The organism is Paramuribaculum intestinale (assembly GCF_030759015.1).
GTDB lineage: Bacteria > Bacteroidota > Bacteroidia > Bacteroidales > Muribaculaceae > Paramuribaculum > Paramuribaculum intestinale.
Genome location: NZ_CP098825.1, coordinates 383967 through 403256 on the forward strand (window position 1 = coordinate 383967; position 19290 = coordinate 403256).

Sequence of the window (19290 nt, forward strand, 5' to 3'; positions counted from 1 at the left end):
TTACGGTAGTTTAGTATTTTCGTGTTAAAATCTCAGAGTCGATAATCGCCTGCCTCCATCGGTTGCGGGCTTGTTTGTTCCGGGTCGATCCTGGTTGTGCGGTCTGGTCGTTGACCTCCAGCGGTCGGTCGGATATGACCCTGACGCCTTCTTCGGGTATGTCAGGCGCGATTTGTCGCGGCGCATGTGTGACAGGCAATGGAGGAGCGTGCCGTCTGACGCGCTCGCGGTGATTGTCATGATCTTGCGTGGCGGCGGCCTCGGCGCGTGAACGGTTGCGTTTGCCTCGTTCGCTTATCCAGGTGAATAAGACGCCGATGACCGCACAGACGATTATGGAGAGGATTTCATCCATGATTGATTTGTCAGTTATGCACTGAATTAGTAATTTTGTGCAAAATTAAAGAAATAAGTGGTGATACGCAAATGAAGTTGAAGCTTTTCATCGAAACTTACGGCTGCCAGATGAACTCGGCCGACAGCGAAGTGATAGCCGCCGTGATGGAAATGGCGGGGTATGAGTTGTCTAACGATCTGGAGGATGCTGATGCCGTGTTGTTGAACACGTGCTCTATCCGCGACAATGCCGAGCAAAAAATAGTAAGCCGTCTGCAGTATCTGCAGTCGGTGAAGCGTCGTAAAAACGGTCGTCTGATCATTGGTGTGGTGGGATGCATGGCCGAGCGAGCCAAGGAGGAGCTGACTGAACGTCATGGCGTGGATCTGGTTGCGGGTCCGGACTCTTATATGTCGCTGCCGGAGCTGTTTGCTGCGGTCGAGTCGGGGCATAAGGCGGTCAATGTGGAGCTGAGCACCACGGAAACCTACCGCGACATAATACCGCGCCGGATAGGCGGAAATCCGATCTCGGGATTTGTGAGCATCATGCGCGGTTGCAACAATTTCTGTTCTTACTGCATCGTGCCCTATACCCGCGGTCGTGAGCGAAGCCGTGAAACCGAAAGCATACTTGCCGAGGTGGCCGATCTGCAGGCCAAGGGTTATCGTGAGGTGACTCTGCTGGGGCAGAATGTCAACTCGTACAGGCGGGAGAACGCCGACGGCTCGGTGACGGATTTTGCCGGGTTGCTCGCGATGGTGGCCGAGGCTGTGCCCGACATGCGTGTGAGATTCACGACTTCGCATCCCAAGGATATGACCGACGAGATACTTCATACGATAGCAGCCCACAGGAATATATGCCGGCATATTCATCTTCCGGTGCAGAGCGGGAGCAACGCGGTGCTTAAGGCCATGAACCGGAAATATACCAGAGAGTGGTATCTCGACCGTATCGGGGCGATACGCCGCATATTGCCGGGGTGTTCGGTCACGACGGATCTGTTCACGGGGTTTCATGGGGAAACGGATGAGGATTTCGAGGCTACGCTCAGTCTGATGAGTGAGGTGGGCTTTGACTCTGCATTCATGTTCAAGTATTCCGAGCGTCCGGGGACGTACGCTTCACGTCATCTGCCCGACAATATCAGCGAGGAGGTGAAGATTGATCGTCTGAACCGCATGATCGAGTTGCAGGGTCGGCTGTCGGCTGAGTCTAACCGCCGTGATGTGGGCCGGACGATGGAAGTGCTTGTCGAGGGCGTGTCGAAGCGCAGCAAGGAGCAGATGGTGGGTAGGACGGATACCAACAAGACGGTGGTGTTTCCGCGCCGTGCGGTCAAGGTGGGTGATACGGTCAGTGTGACAATCGCCGACTCAACTTCCGCTACATTGCTTGGCGAATGATCTGCAGACGGGTGAGTTTTCGTGGCTGACCTTGGCGAAATTCCGGCAGGCTCTGGCGAAAAATCATTAAATGGGGTTAAAAATCTTGACATCGGGGTGGCTGATGTGTTATCTTTGCAGTTTGTAAAACAAGGGGTGGGCAAATATGATAGCCCGGCTCACTATATCTAAATCATTGAAGCGTATGAGCAGAGATAAACGAGGGCGTGGAATCCCTGTAAGAAGCACTCAGCTGACAGCTACTGTCAGCGTGGCGCTTGTGTTGGTCATTCTTGGGCTGACGGCTCTGCTGGGTCTGGCGGCGCGAAGTGTCAGTCATGACATACGCCAACAGGTGGGATTTGTAGTCGTTATGGCCGATGGCGCTTCGGAAAGTCAGGTGTTGTCGATGAGGAATTATTGGCGCAAGGCTCCGTATGTGGCCAATGTGCGCTATGCGTCGGCCGAGGAGGTCATGGCGCGTTGGCAGGAGCTGGCCGGAGATGATGGCTCGGAGAAGGCGTTGCTTGGTGTGAATCCGTTCAGCCCGGAGTTTGAGGTCTCGGTGACGGCGGCATACAGCAATCCTGACAGTCTGAAGGCTGTGACTGATGCTGTCAGACGGTTGCCGGGTGTCGGTGACGTGCAGCTTCATTCTGATCTGATCAAGGCTGTAAACAATACGATGCATTCGCTCACGCTGGTGTTGCTGATAGTGGCGGTGTGTCTGCTGACTATATCTTTCGTGTTGATCAACAACACTGTGAGGCTGACGATCTATTCCCGTCGTTTCCTTATCCATACGATGAAGCTTGTCGGTGCTACGCCGGGCTTCATACGCCGGCCGTTTGTGGTCAGCAATATCCTGCAGGGTCTGATCGCTGCCGCTGTGGCTTCGACAGTGCTTGGCGGTTTGCTATGGTATCTTACTACGGTCGATCCGGAGGTGATGCGTGCGGTTGGTGTCGATGGTCTGATAGCGGTGCTTGCGGCTCTGTTCGTGCTCGGGGCTGCGATATGCGGGCTGTCGGCTCTGCTGTCGGCCAACAAGTATCTGCGTGCCGATTACGACGAGATGTTCTGCTGATAAAGCGGCAGACACTATGCATGGGCTGATGGAGCAGTGATGCGTGTGGCGTGAAATATTCGGACAAATGATGTAAGTAGGTATTCAAGTGTAAGTGATAGTAAGTGAAAGAAAGTCTTTTAGGATAAATTGAATTCGAACGCTTACTATTGATATAATAAAATTATCGATAATGACAAATAACAGCAGGCTGCAGCAGGGCGATGATGCCGGTGCACTGGAGCGTGAGTCATACGTAAGACTTCCGCTGGTAAAGATCAATTTTATCCTGATGGCTGTCGCGGCCGCAGTGATCGTGACCGGTTTTCTGTTGATGACCGGAGCTCCTTCGACCGAAACGGAGTTTAATCCCGATATATTCAGCACGCGTCGCATAGTGGTCGGTCCGACTATGGCGTTCCTCGGATTTATATTCATGGGGATAGGTATAATGTGGCGTCCGCGCGCCAGCAAAAGCAAGCATGAGGAGGGTGCTGAGTGATGGATTGGATAGATGCTCTGATACTCGGTCTGGTCCAGGGACTGGCCGAATACCTGCCGATAAGTTCGAGCGGTCATCTTGAGATATGCCGGGAGGTGCTTGGCCTGCAGCTTGCGGGTGCGGAGGCACTGGAGTTTGACACGGCGCTGCATGTGGCCACGGTGTTGAGCACGATAGTCGTTTTGTGGCGTAAATTCGTGCCTTTGTGTGTGAGTTTCTTCACATGGCGTCGTGACGATAATTTCTCTTATGTGTGCAAGATACTGGTGTCGTGCATTCCGGTGGCAATCGTCGGTGTTTTTTTCAAGGACACTGTAGAGAGTTTCTTCGGCGGTAGTCTGACATTGGTGGGCTGTTGCCTGCTGGTGACGGCGGCGTTGCTTTCGTTCGCTTATTTTTTCAGGACACGTCCGACGCTGGAGCAGGCTGTGGCCGATGGCAGCAGTAAAGATCCGGGTCATGGCGTGAGATGGATCGACGCGGTGGCAATGGGTATCGCCCAGTCGATCGCCGTTTTGCCGGGTCTGAGCCGTTCTGGTACTACGATAGCAACCGGTATTTCAATGGGTGCACGCCGCAGCGCTGTAGCTGAATTTTCGTTTTTCATGGTCATAATCCCGATTCTCGGGGAGGCTTTGCTCAATGTCATGGACATGGCTTCGGGCGAGAGTGCGGTGATAAATACCATAGGCTGGCTTCCGCTGACGGTGGGTTTCGTGGCGTCGTTCGTATCGGGCTGCGCTGCCTGCAAGTGGATGATAGAGATAGTGAAGCGTGGTAAGCTCGTGTGGTTTGCGGTTTATTGCGTGGCAATGGGCCTGGTGTGCATACTGTGGTGATAATCATGCAGGAGATGGATATCAGCGCGAAAAAAGATTTTGTCGAGGGGGAGATACTTGCCGTCGACAAGCCTCTTGGCTGGACCAGTTTCGATGTGGTGAAGCGTCTGCGTGGCACTGTGCTGCGTCGTCTGGGGGTGAAGCGCTTCAAGGTTGGACACGCCGGAACGCTCGATCCTCTGGCTACGGGGGTGATGATAGTGGTCACCGGCAAGGCAACGAAGCTCATAGAGCAGCTCCAAAGCGGTGTGAAGGAGTATGTGGCGACGATAGCGCTTGGTGCGACCACGCCGTCGTTTGACCTCGAAACGGAGATTGATGCCCGGTTTCCGGTGGAACATATTACCCGCGAACTTGTGGAACAGGTTCTGGAGCGATTCAAAGGGCGGATAGAGCAGATACCGCCGCAGTATTCGGCCTGCAAGGTCGACGGCAAGCGGGCATACGAGAAGGCCCGTAAGGGTCAGTCGGTGGATCTTAAGGCAAAAACTCTGGTGATCGACGAGATAGAGCTGACAGAATATAGTCGGGAGAGCATCACGATAAGGGTGGTGTGCAGCAAGGGCACGTATATAAGGGCGCTTGCGCGCGACATCGGTCAGGCGCTCGGATCGGGCGGTCATCTGACGGCTCTCAGGCGCACACGTGTCGGGGAAGTAGGCATCGATGACTGTCTGTCGGTGGATGGCACCGTGGAGATGATACGCGACGCTGAGCTGGCGGAGCAGCCTGATGCGGCGATAAAGCAGTAAAATCAAAATCAGAAAAGGATATGAAACTTTCACAGTTTAGGTTCAAGCTTCCGGAGGAACTGATCGCACAGCATGCTTCGGAACATCGCGACGAGGCTCGCATGATGGTGGTGCACCGTGCTTCGGGCGAGATCGAGCACCGTGTGTTCAAGGATATAATCAATTATTTTGTTGACGGGGACATATTCGTGTTTAATGATACGAAGGTGTTTCCGGCCCGTCTGTATGGCAACAAGGAGAAGACCGGTGCTAAAATCGAGGTGTCGCTGCTGCGTGAGCTTAATGCTGAAAACAAGTTGTGGGATGTGCTTGTAGAGCCGGCCCGCAAGATACGCATAGGCAACAAGCTTTATTTCGGTGATGACGACTCGATGGTGGCCGAGGTGATAGACAACACGACTTCGCGCGGCCGCACTCTGCGTTTTCTTTATGACGGTGATCATGATGAATTCAAGGAGGCTCTGTTCAAGCTCGGACAGACGCTTCTGCCCGAATACATCAAGCGTGAGCCTGAAGAGGAGGATGCCGAGCGTTATCAGACGATATATGCTGACAAAGAGGGTGCTGTGGTTGCTCCCGCAGCCGGTCTGCATTTTAGCCGTGAGCTGCTGAAGCGCATGGAGATCAAGGGTATACATCAGGCTTTCCTGACTGTTCACAGCGGTCTGGGCAATTTCCGCGAGATAGATGTGGAGGATCTGACCAAGCACCGCATGGACTCCGAGCAGATGGAGGTGAGCCAGGCTCTGGTGGATATGGTCAATGGGGTAAAGGACAATGACCATCGTGTGTGTGCGGTGGGCACATCTGTGCTCCGCGGCATAGCCAGTGCGGTAAGCATGGGGGGCCACATGAAGACTTATTCGGGCTGGACAAACAAGTTTATCTTCCCTCCGTACGATTTCACTGTCACAGATGCGCTTGTGACCAATTTTCACATGCCGTATTCGATAATGCTCATGATGACAACGGCGTTCGGCGGCTATGATCTGGTGATGAAGGCCTACGATGAGGCAATCAGTGAGAAATACCGTTTTGGCGCCTATGGCGACGCAATGCTGATATTGTAACAGCCGGCAGTTGGAGCAGTCAAGCGAATATCTGACTCTGGCCGGAAAGTCGACGGCTACGGTCAGGGAGAAAATGAGCCGTTTCATAGCCTTTGCCTTTCCGGTGGCTACTGCGGAGGAGGCGAAAAGCGCCATAGCGGCTATCGCCAATGAGTATCATGACGCCCGCCATGTGTGCTGGGCTTATCTTCTCGGTCCGGGCGGGCGTGAGTGGCTTTCGAGCGACAATGGAGAGCCGTCGGGGACGGCGGGCAAGCCGATCCTGGGTCAGATCCGTTCGGCTGGACTGACTAATGTGGCGGTGGTCGTTGTGAGGTATTTCGGCGGTATAAAGCTTGGCACTTCCGGACTGATCGTGGCATATCGCGAGGCAGCCCGTGAGGCGATCGAGGCCGGAGAGACTGTGAGCCGCTGCGAGGAGGAGGAGGCGTCGATAAGCTTCGTGTATGAGGATATGAATGCGGTAATGACTACTCTTAAGGCTTCGGAGGCGCGGATATTGGAGCAGCAGTTTGACAATATTTGCAGGCTGCGGCTGTCGATCAGGCGCGATCATCTGGAGGGGCTGCTTGCAAGGCTTCCGGCCAAGCGTGTGGACTGAGGCCATACCACAGTGTAAAAGAAGACGCAGTGTCGAAACTCATAATTTTGACACTGCGTCTTCTTTTATGTATGTCGGTTGATAATCCGGGTGTGTGGATCAGAGAGCAAGGAGGGCTTCGATGTTTTCTTCGAGCTTGGCTTTGCTCTGCGATCCGGCAAGACGGAGGTCGCGGATCTGCTGACCGTTTTTGAAGAAGAGGATCGTGGGGATTGACATGATGCGGTATTCGTCGGAGAGTTCGGTTTCTTCTTCGATGTTGTATTTGCCGATGTGTACGCGACCGTCGTATTTTTCGGCGAGTTCGTCGATGACAGGCGCCATGCGCATGCACGGGCCGCACCATGTGGCCCAGAAGTCGATTACTACGGGTTCGCCGGAGGCGATGATGGATTTTACGTCGGAATCGGTAAATTTGATTGCCATGATAGTGTATAGGTTATATGGTTGATCTATTAGTTTTCGGTAGTGCAAAGGTAGTTATCTTTATGGAGAAAGGGAAGAGTGTGGACAAAAAAAATTGCTCTCGCCGGCTTTTCATCAAGCCGTGGAGCAATCGTCGCTGTGTCTGTGATCCGTAAAGCCGGATCGGTAGGGTACATCGTCTTTATTTGTTGAAACCGGTCGGATTGCATCCAGCTGATGCTGGAGTCCGAACCGGGATCGATGATTGTGGGGCTTGTCGTGGACTTACCTGTGGAGGTAGGTCATTGAAGCCGCTCCGATGTACCATTCAGATACTTTTGTCAAAAGTCTTTTCATCTTGGCGTCCTTTCTTTATGTTAGACTTCTGTTGGTGAACGCTGAAGCTTGTGCCTATCGGATTCAGCTTCGTCTGATGGCGGGCTTTGACGTCTGATCATCGATTTGAGTGATCAGTCGCTGTCCGCGTGTCTTTGGATCTTACTCGATGGTGCAGTCGCCCGTGATGCGGAAGAATGTACCATAGGTGAGATGAAGACCTTTGATCATTTTAATCATCTGACGCATAATACTTAAATTTTAATTAAACCTAAAACAATCTATGTCTCCGACTCTTCGGAGATTCTATAATATATACACTTAACTCGGTGCAAAGTTAGTGGATATTCTGCTAATTATGCTCAAAAAATATGTTTTTTAACATAAAAAATTTAGTAATAGGCTTATTGTCTATGGGTAATGGTTTAGCCTCTGAACTGCCTAAAACGTTGTGCGGGATTCTCTTCCTTTGCGGGTTCGGGTGCGGCCTTGTCGATGGCAAACTCTATGTTCATGTCGGTGAGCGCTTCGAGCACCTGACGGTTGAGGTTGATCTTGCTCATGGACTGCATGGTGATATAGCGGTTGGCCGACGGCTCGAAGAATCGTACGGTAAGCGGTACGGGTGAGGATTTGTCGTCGGCCGGAGTGTCGTCGGCGCCGGCCATCATGGCGCTGAGTATGTCGTAGACGGCTGTGTTGAGCTGTTCGGGGTCGAGGGTTATGGTGATGCCCCGGATCAGTTTTCCTTTGAGGTTTGACAAGAGGTTGATGTCGGCTACTGAAAAGAATATGTTGCCGTCTTTCCGGAGGCCGTACTGGCCTTTGACATATACTGCGGTGTTGGGGATGCCGAAGTTGGCGAACTGATAGAAGCTTTTGTCGTTGAGGTAGATTTCGGCGGTGCCGTTGTAGTCTTCGATCTTGAGGTATCCGTAGCTTGAGCCGTTCTGTCCCTGTCGTCGGTCAAGGCCGATGACGATGCCACCGTAGGTGTAGACACGGTCGCGTGTGACGTTTTCTGTCTTGTAGTCTTTGAGCTGGTCGAGTCCGTATTTCATTTCGAGGAACATGCCGTCGAGCGGGTGGGCTGAGTGGAAGATGCCCACGAGGTCGCGCTCTTTTTCGAGCTTGTAGGCGTCGATCCAAGGGAGGGCGGGGTTGACGGGTGGGCGTCCGGCGATGGTCAGTGTGGGGTCGTCATCGCCGAACAGGCTCAGTCCCTGTGTCTGTTTGTCAGCTTGGAAAAGCTGGCCGTAGCGCATGAGTGCTTCGCTGAAAAACTCTCCTTTGGAGTTTTTTTCAAAGAAGTCTTCTCGTTTGATGTCGGGTGCGAAACAGTCGAATGCTCCGGCATAGGCGAGATTTTCGATCAGTCGGCGGTTGAGCGCTGCGGTGGGCACGCGTTCGATAAAATCGTATACTGATTCGAACGGGCCGCCTTTTGCGCGTGCGTTGATTATCTCGGTGACCACAGCTTCGCCTACTCCTTTGATAGCGGCGAGTCCGAATCGGATGTCGCCGGCTGCGTTGACGCCGAATTCAAGGTAGCTCTCGTTGACGTCGGGTCCCTTGATGGTGATGTGCATCCGTTTGCATTCCTCCATGAATATGGTGAGCTTGTTGATGTCGGAGCGGTTGCGTGAGAGTACGGCGGCCATGTATTCGGCGGGGTAGTTGGCTTTGAGCCATGCTGTCTGGAATGCCACCCACGAGTAGCATGTGGCGTGGCTCTTGTTGAACGCGTAGGAAGCGAATTTTTTCCAGTCATTCCATATCTTCTGTAGCGCTTCGGGCTTGTGGCCGTTGGCCTGTCCTCCCTCCATGAACAGTTTTTCAAGCTCGTTCATCTTGTCGATGAGCTTTTTGCCCATTGCTTTGCGGAGGGTGTCGCTCTGTCCGCGGGTGAATCCGGCCAGCAGTCGCGACAGCAGCATGACCTGCTCCTGATATACGGTCACTCCATAGGTGTCCTTGAGATATTTTTCCATCTCAGGAATGTCGTAGACGATCGGCTCACGTCCGTGCTTTCGGGCGATGAAGTCGGGGATGTAGTCCATGGGGCCGGGGCGGTAGAGCGCATTCATGGCTATGAGGTCCTCGAATGTCGATGGTTGTAGCTCGCGCAGGTATTTCTGCATGCCGGTGGACTCGAACTGGAATGTGCCGATGGTGTTGCCCTGGCAGTAGAGGTCGTAGGTCTTGCGGTCGTCTATGTCGATTGTTTCGATGTCAATGACTTTGCCTGTGGTGCGCTTGATGTTGGCAAGCGCTTCTTTTATGATGGAGAGCGTTTTCAGTCCGAGGAAGTCCATTTTGATCAGTCCGGTTTCCTCGATTACTTTTCCTTCGTATTGTGTGACGATGGTCTTTTCCTTGGAGTCGGAGCTTTTGTCGACTGCGGTGCTGACCGGCACCCAGTCGGTGATGTCGTCGCGGCATATTATGACTCCGCAGGCGTGCACTCCGGTGTTGCGCACGGTACCTTCGAGTTCGCGCGCGTAGCGGAGCGTTTCGACAACGAGTGGGTTGTTGCTGCTGAGTTCGGCTTTGAATTGCGGCACGTAGTTGTAGCAGTTGTCAAGCGACGGATCGAGCGCTTTGCCGTCGACTTCCGGCATGCGCTTTGGGATGAGTTTGGTCAGTCGGTCGCTTTCGCTCAGCGGGAGCTGTTCGACACGTGCGACGTCCTTGATGGCCAGTTTGGATGCCATGGTGCCGTATGTTATGATGTGTGCTACTTTTTCGGCTCCGTATTTTTCGGTGACGTAGCGGAGCACGTCTTCTCGTCCGTCGTCGTCGAAGTCGATGTCGATATCGGGGAGCGAAATTCGGTCGGGGTTGAGGAAGCGTTCGAACAGCAGGTCGTATTTCACCGGGTCGATCTGTGTGATGCCGAGACAATAGGCTACCGCGCTGCCGGCGGCCGATCCTCGACCGGGTCCGATGCTGACGCCGAGGTCTTCGCGTCCGGCTCTGATGAAGTCCTGCACGATGAGGAAGTAGCCCGGGAAACCCATGGTCTTCATGATGTGGAGCTCGAAGTTGATCCGTTCTTCCAGTTCGGGCGTGAGGGGAGTGCCGTAGCGTCGGGCAGCACCTTCGTAGGCGAGTTTTCTGAGGTAGTCGGCCTCGAGTTTTATTCGGTAGAGTTTGTCGTAGCCTCCGAGCTTTTTTATTTTGTCGTCGGCCTGTTCCTGGGTGAGCACTACGTTGCCGTTTTCGTCGCGTGTGAATTCGTCGAAAAGGTCTTTTTCGGTCAGTTGGCGTCGGTATTGCTCTTCTGTGCCGAAATCTTCCGGTATGGCGAATGTGGGCATGATCGGCGGGTGGTCGATAGAGTAGTGCTCTACTTTTTGCAGTATTTCGAGGGTATTTTCGAGCGCTTCGGGGATGTCGGCAAAGAGTTCGGACATCTCGGCCTGTGTCTTGAGCCACTCCTGTTTGGTGTAGCGCATGCGTTGCGGGTCGGTAATGAAGCTGTTGGTGCTGACGCATATCAGGCGGTCGTGGGCTTCGGCGTCGTCATAGTTGACGAAATGAACGTCGTTGGTGGCTATGATCTTGATGTTGTGACGCCGTGCGATTTCCACCATTTTGGGATATACCGCTTTTTCGTCTTCCCATACGGTGCGGTTGGATCCGGGGCGGTCAGTGGGATGGCGCTGTATTTCTATATAATAGTCGTCGCCGAATGTTTCTTTCCACCATAGTACGCTCTTTTCGGCTTCCTCCATGCGGCCGTCGCGTACAAGGCGTGGTATTTCTCCTCCGAGACACGCCGATGCGATGATGAGTCCTTCGCGACGCTCGGCGAGGGATTTTTTGTCGGTTCGAGGATGCATGTAGAAGCCCTTGGTCCATGCCTCCGAAACGAGTTTGATCAGATTTTTGTATCCGGTAAGGTTCTTGGCGAGGACGATCAAGTGGCGTCCGGTATCGCGTTTGTCGGTATGCTCGAGGTTTGATCCGTTGGCCACATACATCTCGCATCCGAGGATTATGCGGAAGTCGCCGTTCTTAATACGGTTGATGCGGTTTTCAAAGAGTGCCGTTTTGGCTGCATCGGCGCTTTTCTGGGCTTTTTCAAGTTTCTTTTTGTAGCCTTTCATGCATCCACCATTAACGTAGTTGTAGAGTTCTTTCACTCCAAACATGTTTCCGTGGTCGGTGATGGCTATTCCGGCCATGCCGTCGTCGAGAGCTTTGTCGACAAGTGCGGAGATGCTTGATTGTCCGTCGAGCAGTGAATATTGTGTATGTACGTGCAGGTGTACGAATGGTGTTGTGGCCATAGGATGACTATATAAATAATAAAGGGGAGTCTTCGCCGCGTGTTTTGGAGCGGGGATTCAAAGTTACGAATTTTGCGGGGATATGTCTGTATCCGGCGGGCAAAATCGGATCGACAACGCTTGTGGCTTTTTTTTTGAGATTTTTTTTGATGTGATATGGTGCTGAATTGCAATGTTTTGTTGAAAAAGTTGGTTTTGGTGGTGTAATTTTCTTTGCGAAAAATTTGGTGGGGAAGATTTTTGGGTGTAACTTTGCACTCGCTTTCGGGAAGCAACGCTCCTGAGAGTCGCAAAGAGAACATTGAGAAGATTTACAATAGACAAGAAGCAGTAGTACAAGAGTCATGTCTGTTCGATGTCCGCTTAGGCGGTGTCGTCAGGCGAAAATGAAACTCTGTTCAATTCCTTTGCCGGGCTGAGATGTCCGGCTGAAGACTACGATGACTACGGATTCGTTCTGGTCGTGGAGAGTGCTCGCCGAGTGATTGTCGGTTTGTTTCTGTCGGGTGCGACGGTCGGTCTGTTTCCTTTCGGGGATTCATGACGGTCAATCAGCACAAGAAAAAAAAGAACAAAAGATAACAACAGCGGAGAGTTTGATCCTGGCTCAGGATGAACGCTAGCGACAGGCTTAACACATGCAAGTCGAGGGGCAGCGGTGGTGAAGGCTTGCCTTCACCAGCCGGCGACCGGCGCACGGGTGAGTAACACGTATGCAACCTGCCTGCCACAGCCGGATAATCGGGAGAAATCCCGTCTAATACGGCATAATGCATCGACGGGACATCCTGTTGGTGCCAAAGGTTAATTCCGGTGGCGGATGGGCATGCGTCGCATTAGTTAGTTGGCGGTGTAACGGACCACCAAGACGACGATGCGTAGGGGTTCTGAGAGGAAGGTCCCCCACACTGGTACTGAGACACGGACCAGACTCCTACGGGAGGCAGCAGTGAGGAATATTGGTCAATGGGCGGGAGCCTGAACCAGCCAAGTCGCGTGAGGGATGACGGCCCTATGGGTTGTAAACCTCTTTTGCCGGGGAGCAAAGTGCCGCACGTGTGCGGTTTGGAGAGTACCCGGAGAAAAAGCATCGGCTAACTCCGTGCCAGCAGCCGCGGTAATACGGAGGATGCGAGCGTTATCCGGATTTATTGGGTTTAAAGGGTGCGTAGGCGGACGCTTAAGTCAGCGGTAAAATTGCGGGGCTCAACCTCGTCGAGCCGTTGAAACTGGGTGCCTTGAGTGGGCGAGAAGTACGCGGAATGCGTGGTGTAGCGGTGAAATGCATAGATATCACGCAGAACTCCGATTGCGAAGGCAGCGTACCGGCGCCCAACTGACGCTGAAGCACGAAGGCGTGGGTATCGAACAGGATTAGATACCCTGGTAGTCCACGCAGTAAACGATGAATGCTAGTTGTCCGGGGCGATTGAGTTCTGGGTGACACAGCGAAAGCGTTAAGCATTCCACCTGGGGAGTACGCCGGCAACGGTGAAACTCAAAGGAATTGACGGGGGCCCGCACAAGCGGAGGAACATGTGGTTTAATTCGATGATACGCGAGGAACCTTACCCGGGCTCAAACGCAGGAGGGATGTTTTTGAAAGGAGGCAGCCAGCAATGGTCTCCTGCGAGGTGCTGCATGGTTGTCGTCAGCTCGTGCCGTGAGGTGTCGGCTTAAGTGCCATAACGAGCGCAACCCCTACCTACAGTTGCCATCGCGTGATGGCGGGCACTCTGTGGGGACTGCCTGCGCAAGCAGTGAGGAAGGCGGGGATGACGTCAAATCAGCACGGCCCTTACGTCCGGGGCGACACACGTGTTACAATGGCAGGTACAGCGGGAAGCCACCCGGCGACGGGGCGCGGAACCCGAAAACCTGTCTCAGTTCGGATTGGAGTCTGCAACCCGACTCCATGAAGCTGGATTCGCTAGTAATCGCGCATCAGCCACGGCGCGGTGAATACGTTCCCGGGCCTTGTACACACCGCCCGTCAAGCCATGGAAGCCGGGGGTGCCTGAAGTGCGTGACCGCAAGGAGCGCCCTAGGGTAAAACCGGTGACTGGGGCTAAGTCGTAACAAGGTAGCCGTACCGGAAGGTGCGGCTGGAACACCTCCTTTCTGGAGACGTCATGATGTCCGGTAGCTCCGGGCAGTCGGACGGCAGTCTGTTCCCGATCACAGACCGTTACAACGGCATATAGCCCTCCATACAGAATGATTCTGCCGATTAGGTTCGGCGTCGGAGTCGAGAGAATGGAAGATGACGGAGTTTTCACTGATACGCCTCAGGATATGAAAGGCGTGCTGCTGCTTCGGGCTCTATTGACCTACAACGGCTTGAAATGGCGTATTCCGGTTTTTCGCTGGGATGACAGGTGTCGGCGGCGGTTATATCGCCGGTGGCGACAGCGAAACGCCCGTTCAACCGTCACGGGGGATTAGCTCAGCTGGCTAGAGCATCTGCTTTGCAAGCAGAGGGTCAACGGTTCGAATCCGTTATTCTCCACCGTAAACAAAGAGAACATTGACATACTGGAAGCGAAAGTCATTGATGACGCAAGTCAGAGATGGCAAGCAATTGACAATAGAAACGAGTGAAATCATCGGGCGAATGTGCTTTTTGAGCACATCGAACGACGGATATCTGACGTAGAGTCAAAAGGCGAAGTAAAAGGAAAGGAGAGAAGGGCACATGAAGGATGCCTTGGCTCTCGGAGGCGACGAAGGACGTGACAAGCTGCGATAAGCTGCGGTTGGAGGCAAATACTCATCAAGCCGCAGATCTCCGAATGGGGCAACCCGGCGCGCGAAGAGTGCGTCACCGGTCTGTGACCGGAGCGAACCCGGGGAACTGAAACATCTCAGTACCCGGAGGAAGAGAAAACAATAGTGATTGCGCAAGTAGTGGCGAGCGAACGCGCAATAGCCCAAACCGCCGGCGTGGCGACGCGTCTGGCGGGGTTGTAGGACCGCCGGTAAAGTGATGGAATACGGTTAGCCGAACACGCTGGAAAGCGTGGCCATAGCGGGTGACAGCCCCTTAGGCGAAAACTGTGATTCCGGGCGAGGCGGCACCTGAGTAGCGCGGGACACGAGAAATCCTGTGTGAATCTGCGGGGCCCATCCCGTAAGGCTAAATACTACCGAGAGACCGATAGCGAACCAGTACCGTGAGGGAAAGGTGAAAAGAACCTCGAACAGAGGAGTGAAAAAGACCCTGAAATCATGTGCCTACAAGCGGTCGGAGCCACTACGTGTGGTGACGGCGTGCCTTTTGCATAATGAACCTACGAGTCACCCGCGCCGGCGAGGCTAAGGGCAGTGATGCCCGGAGCCGAAGCGAAAGCGAGTCGGAACACGGCGCCGTTAGTCGGCGCGGGTGGACGCGAAACCAAGTGATCTACCCTTGGGCAGGCTGAAGACGGGGTAACACCCGTTGGAGGGCCGAACCGGTAAGCGTTGAAAAGCTTTCGGATGACCTGAGGGTAGGAGTGAAAGGCCAATCAAACTTGGAGATAGCTCGTACTCCCCGAAATGCATTTAGGTGCAGCCTCGGGTGTTATACCGCGGAGGTAGAGCGACTGATAGGATGCGAGGGCTTCACCGCCTATCAAGTCCTGACAAACTCCGAATGCCGCGGCATGAATCCCGGGAGTGAGGGCGCGGGTGCTAAGGTCCGCGTCCGAGAGAGGAACAACTCAGACCATCGGCTAAGGCCCCCAAATGCGGGCTAAGTTGAAGACCATAACGAGGTGGGATTGCAAGGACAGCTAGGATGTTGGCTTGGAAGCAGCCATTCATTTAAAGAGTGCGTAACAGCTCACTAGTCGAGTGATCCCGCATGGATAATACGCGGGCATAAGCCGGCTGCCGAAGCCATGGAACGGTGGGCTGGACCCACAGTTGGTAGGGGAGCATTCCGTAGCCCTGTGAAGGTGTGGCGCGAGCCATGCTGGAGGGATCGGAAAAGCAAATGTAGGTATAAGTAACGATAAGGAGGGCGCGAAACCCTCCCGCCGAAAGACCAAGGGTTCCTGATCAACGCTAATCGGATCAGGGTAAGTCGGGGCCTAAGGAGCAGCCGCAAGGCGGATCCGATGGACAAACGGTAAAAATTCCGTTACCCCTGTTGCGAGCGATGTGGTGACGGAGGAGTGGAAATCCCGCGCACTGACGGAATAGTGCGTTAAACCGTGTAGCTTTATGTTCTCCAGGCAAATCCGGAGGACTTGTGAATCGGGACAGTACCGCGAGCCCCCGGGCGAGCGGAGAGCGGATGGAAACATACTCCCAAGAAAACCCGCTAAGCATATCGTAACAGGGCCCGTACCGCAAACCGACACAGGTGGTCGGGTAGAAGATACCGAGGCGCTCGAGTGATTCACGGTTAAGGAACTAGGCAAATTGACCCCGTAACTTCGGGATAAGGGGTCCCTCCTGTATGGGAGGGCGCAGAGAATAGGTCCAGGCAACTGTTTAACAAAAACACAGGGCTGTGCGAAGTTTAATGATGAAGCATACAGCCTGACACCTGCCCGGTGCCGGAAGGTTAAGAGGAGAGGTCATCGCAAGAGAAGCCTTGAATTGAAGCCCCGGTAAACGGCGGCCGTAACTATAACGGTCCTAAGGTAGCGAAATTCCTTGTCGGGTAAGTTCCGACCTGCACGAATGGTGTAATGATCTGGACACTGTCTCAACCGTGAGCTCGGTGAAATTGTAGTATCGGTGAAGATGCCGATTACCCGCAACGGGACGGAAAGACCCCGTGAACCTTTACTGCAGCTTAGCATTGGGACCGGGTGCGCGATGTGTAGGATAGTCAGGAGGCTGTGAGACGGTGACGCCAGTCATCGTGGAGCCGTTGTTGAAATACTGACCTTTGCGCATTTGGTTTCTAACTCGCGATGCGAGGACATTGCTTGGTGGGTAGTTTGACTGGGGTGGTCGCCTCCAAAAGCGTAACGGAGGCTTCTAAAGGTGCGCTCAGGCCGATTGGTAACCGGCCGCAGAGTGTAATGGCACAAGCGCGCTTGACTGGGAGACCGACAAGTCGATCAGGTAGGAAACTAGAGCATAGTGATCCGGTGGTTCCGTATGGAAGGGCCATCGCTCAAAGGATAAAAGGTACTCCGGGGATAACAGGCTGATCCCTCCCAAGAGCTCATATCGACGGAGTGGTTTGGCACCTCGATGTCGGCTCGTCACATCCCGGGGCTGGAGAAGGTCCCAAGGGTTAGGCTGTTCGCCTATTAAAGTGGCACGCGAGCTGGGTTCAGAACGTCGTGAGACAGTTCGGTCCCTATCTGTTGTGGGCGCAGGAAATTTGCGAGGACCCGACACTAGTACGAGAGGACCGTGTTGGACAGACCTCCGGTGTGCCGGTTGTTCCGCCAGGAGCACCGCCGGGTAGCCGCGTCTGGCAAGGATAAGTGCTGAAAGCATCTAAGCACGAAGCCCCCCTCAAGATAAGATTTCCACACAAGGGTCGTCAGAGACGATGACGTCGATAGGTCGCAGGTGCAGGGACGGTGACGTCCACAGCCGAGCGATACTAATCACCCGAACCCTTTCCGCAGCCTCCGCCTCTCTTCTAGTGAGAGTGGCGGAGGAGAAAGAAACAAATCCGCAGCTGCCGCAGACCCGGCCTGAAGCTCTCCGCCTTGAGCGCAGGCGCTATAAAGGTCACAGCAGCGAATACCGGATGACTCACTCCCTTTCCGGAGTCAGTTGCGATCGCTTCCAGTTAACGATATTCAGGTGGTGTTAGCGTGAGGGTTCCACCTCTTCCCATTCCGAACAGAGAAGTTAAACCTCACTACGCCGATGATACTGCGAAAGCGGGAAAGTAGGTAACCGCCCCCTTTTTGACAAGCTGCCTCCATGGTCACAGTGACCATGGAGGCAGTTTTGTTTTTTTTAAGGCAGGAATGCTCGCAGACCACCCCAGCCGCAGAGGAGAGAGGAGTAATCAAGAGTGATCGGGTTAATCGGAATTATCGGCGGGAATGATGGATCGGCGGCTTGGAGGAGTGGCGGGAGCGCTATGTGCCGGTCGGTGGCCCGGGCTTGCGCGGGCGGCTGATCTCGCATGCTCCGCAGCTCGGCCGGATTGGGGTGGCGCTCTCCTGCCACCGGTCTACGCGGCACGCTCCCACGCCTCGCTGACGCGCGGCCGTGGGGCGTCATGCCGCTCCGAACCGGGGATACTGTCTGCCCGCACGCTCCGCGGCTCCGATAGTGCCACCCCTATCCGGAAGAGGAGGAGGGAGGGCACAATAATCGGAATTATCGGAGATGAGTGAAGCTGTTGGATGGATCGGCGGCGTGGAGTGGGGGGGGCGCTATGGCCAGTAGGCGGCCTGGGCTGGCGCGGGCGGCTGATCTCGCATGCTCCGCAGCTCGGCCGAATGGTGATGGCTCTCTCCTGACCCCGGTCTACGCGGCACGCTCCCACCGCCTCGCTGACGCGCGGCAGTGGGCGTCATGCCGCTCCGAACCGGGGATACTGTCTGCCCGCACGCTCCGCGGCTCCGATAGCGCCAACCCATCCGGAAGAGGAGGAGGGAGGGCACAATAATCGGAATTATCGGAGATAAGTGAGGCTGTTGGATGGATCGGCGGCGTGAAGTAGTGGGTGGAGTGCTATGTGCCAGTAGGCGGCCCGGGCTGGCGCGGTCGGCTGATCTCGCATGCTCCACAGCTCGGCCGAATGGTGATGGCTCTCTCCTGCCCCCGGTCTACGCGGCACGCTCCCACCGCCCCGCTGACGCGCGGCAGTGGGGTGTCATGCCGCTCCGAACCGGGGATACTGTCTGCCCGCACGCTCCGCGGCTCCGATAGTGCCACCCCTATCCGGAAGAGGAGGAGGGAGGGCACAATAATCGGAATTATCGGAGATGAGTGAAGCTGTTGGATGGATCGGCGGCGTGGAGTGGGGGGGGCGCTATGGCCAGTAGACGGCCCGGGCTGGCGCGGGCGGCTGATCTCGCATGCTCCGCAGCTCGGCCGAATGGTGATGGCTCTCTCCTGCCCCCGGTCTACGCGGCACGCTCCCACGCCCCGCTGAGGCGCGGCAGTGGGCGTCATGCCGCTCCGAACCGGGGATACTGTCTGCCCGCACGCTCCGCGGCTCTGATAGCGGCAGCCCGGTCGCAGAAGAGAAGCCGGATGGATCGGAAGCGATAGCGCTACCCCTGCCGGTGGAGGAAGGCGGGAATGGTCGGAGACCATGCGACTTTGGTAAGCCCCGCCATGGCGCGCGCAGCAGCGCCTTGGTGGGGAGATGGAGATGGAGATGGAGATGGGGGAGAGGGATCAGTGGGTGGTGAGGGGGGCCATGAAGGCATCGGGGTAGTGTGTGACGGTGTGGTCGCTGTGGGGGGTGCCGCTGACGATGATAATGTCGAACTGTACTTCGTGTGGGATGTTGCGGGAGCGGACGTAGGCCTCTGCTGCCCGGGTGAGGTTGCGGATTTTTTTAGTGTCTATTGCATCGAGTGGGTCGAAGTCGGAGTTGGTGCGAGTCTTTACTTCGATGAAAACGATGCGGGAGTGGTGCATGGCTACTATATCGATCTCCTTTTTGCCGATTCGTGCGTTGGTTTCGACGATTGCATAGCCTTTGGATGCGAGATATTCGCGGGCGATGTTTTCGCCCCATTGTCCGATGTCGTTGTGTGTGGCCATTATAGGTTGG

Annotated in this window: 14 protein-coding genes, 1 tRNA gene and 3 rRNA genes; 13 read left to right on the plus strand and 5 right to left on the minus strand. The window is 54.8% G+C overall.

Annotation, left to right across the window (positions count from 1 at the left end; genetic code table 11):
- Positions 1-10 precede the first annotated feature (10 nt).
- Positions 11-355: a hypothetical protein gene (locus NF347_RS01540; RefSeq protein ID WP_107035086.1), complete on the minus strand. Its 345-nt coding sequence runs from the start codon at positions 353-355 to the stop codon at positions 11-13.
- A gap of 44 nt (positions 356-399) precedes the next feature.
- Here NF347_RS01540 and miaB point away from each other — a divergent pair, with 44 nt between their 5' ends.
- The 8 genes from miaB to NF347_RS01580 all read left to right on the plus strand — a co-directional run bounded on the left by miaB (position 400) and on the right by NF347_RS01580 (position 6555).
- Positions 400-1746 (plus strand): tRNA (N6-isopentenyl adenosine(37)-C2)-methylthiotransferase MiaB, encoded by a 1347-nt coding sequence (gene miaB / locus NF347_RS01545; protein ID WP_370647401.1) that lies wholly within the window; start codon positions 400-402, stop codon positions 1744-1746.
- A 21-nt stretch (positions 1747-1767) separates the two neighbouring features.
- Positions 1768-1917, plus strand: a complete 150-nt coding sequence (locus NF347_RS01550; RefSeq protein WP_161553824.1) for a hypothetical protein — start codon at positions 1768-1770, stop codon at positions 1915-1917.
- A 13-nt stretch (positions 1918-1930) separates the two neighbouring features.
- The gene (locus NF347_RS01555) at positions 1931-2812 is read left to right on the plus strand and encodes a cell division protein FtsX (RefSeq protein WP_161553823.1); all 882 of its coding nucleotides are present in this window, start codon (positions 1931-1933) and stop codon (positions 2810-2812) included.
- Between the two features lie 271 nt (positions 2813-3083).
- The gene (locus NF347_RS01560) at positions 3084-3293 is read left to right on the plus strand and encodes a DUF3098 domain-containing protein (protein WP_237612974.1); all 210 of its coding nucleotides are present in this window, start codon (positions 3084-3086) and stop codon (positions 3291-3293) included.
- Positions 3293-4132, plus strand: coding sequence for an undecaprenyl-diphosphate phosphatase (locus NF347_RS01565; RefSeq protein ID WP_107035082.1), 840 nt, complete (start codon positions 3293-3295; stop codon positions 4130-4132). The genes NF347_RS01560 and NF347_RS01565 overlap by 1 nt, the downstream gene beginning before the upstream one ends.
- A gap of 14 nt (positions 4133-4146) precedes the next feature.
- A complete protein-coding gene (truB, locus tag NF347_RS01570; protein ID WP_107035175.1) occupies positions 4147-4884 on the plus strand; it encodes a tRNA pseudouridine(55) synthase TruB in 738 nt (245 codons plus the stop codon).
- A 20-nt stretch (positions 4885-4904) separates the two neighbouring features.
- Positions 4905-5954 (plus strand): tRNA preQ1(34) S-adenosylmethionine ribosyltransferase-isomerase QueA, encoded by a 1050-nt coding sequence (gene queA / locus NF347_RS01575; RefSeq protein ID WP_107035081.1) that lies wholly within the window; start codon positions 4905-4907, stop codon positions 5952-5954.
- Between the two features lie 10 nt (positions 5955-5964).
- Positions 5965-6555: an IMPACT family protein gene (locus NF347_RS01580; RefSeq protein WP_370364541.1), complete on the plus strand. Its 591-nt coding sequence runs from the start codon at positions 5965-5967 to the stop codon at positions 6553-6555.
- Between the two features lie 99 nt (positions 6556-6654).
- Here the strand turns inward: NF347_RS01580 and trxA are convergent, their stop codons facing one another.
- Positions 6655-6981: a thioredoxin gene (gene trxA, locus NF347_RS01585; RefSeq protein ID WP_107035080.1), complete on the minus strand. Its 327-nt coding sequence runs from the start codon at positions 6979-6981 to the stop codon at positions 6655-6657.
- 740 nt (positions 6982-7721) lie between these two features.
- On the minus strand, positions 7722-11591 hold the full coding sequence (gene dnaE, locus NF347_RS01590) for a DNA polymerase III subunit alpha (protein WP_107035079.1): 3870 nt from the start codon (positions 11589-11591) through the stop codon (positions 7722-7724).
- 584 nt (positions 11592-12175) lie between these two features.
- Here dnaE and NF347_RS01595 point away from each other — a divergent pair.
- Positions 12176-13712 (plus strand): 16S ribosomal RNA (locus NF347_RS01595).
- Positions 13713-13866: 154 nt separating this feature from the next.
- On the opposite strand, the gene NF347_RS01600 is transcribed toward NF347_RS01595, so the two are convergent.
- Complete coding sequence (locus NF347_RS01600) at positions 13867-14019, minus strand: hypothetical protein (protein WP_306254287.1); 153 nt, start codon at positions 14017-14019, stop codon at positions 13867-13869.
- 7 nt (positions 14020-14026) lie between these two features.
- Here NF347_RS01600 and NF347_RS01605 point away from each other — a divergent pair.
- The 4 genes from NF347_RS01605 to NF347_RS01620 all read left to right on the plus strand — a co-directional run bounded on the left by NF347_RS01605 (position 14027) and on the right by NF347_RS01620 (position 18779).
- Positions 14027-14100: transfer RNA gene (locus NF347_RS01605), tRNA-Ala, on the plus strand.
- A gap of 166 nt (positions 14101-14266) precedes the next feature.
- Positions 14267-17169, plus strand: a 23S ribosomal RNA gene (locus tag NF347_RS01610).
- 178 nt (positions 17170-17347) lie between these two features.
- Positions 17348-17456, plus strand: a 5S ribosomal RNA gene (gene rrf / locus NF347_RS01615).
- Together the 16S, 23S and 5S rRNA genes with 1 tRNA gene alongside form the textbook arrangement of a ribosomal RNA operon.
- A 1083-nt stretch (positions 17457-18539) precedes the next feature.
- Positions 18540-18779, plus strand: coding sequence for a hypothetical protein (locus tag NF347_RS01620; protein ID WP_148061083.1), 240 nt, complete (start codon positions 18540-18542; stop codon positions 18777-18779).
- Positions 18780-18908: 129 nt separating this feature from the next.
- Here NF347_RS01620 and NF347_RS01625 read toward each other — a convergent pair whose 3' ends face one another.
- On the minus strand, positions 18909-19280 hold the full coding sequence (locus tag NF347_RS01625) for a YraN family protein (protein ID WP_107681597.1): 372 nt from the start codon (positions 19278-19280) through the stop codon (positions 18909-18911).
- Positions 19281-19290 lie beyond the last annotated feature (10 nt).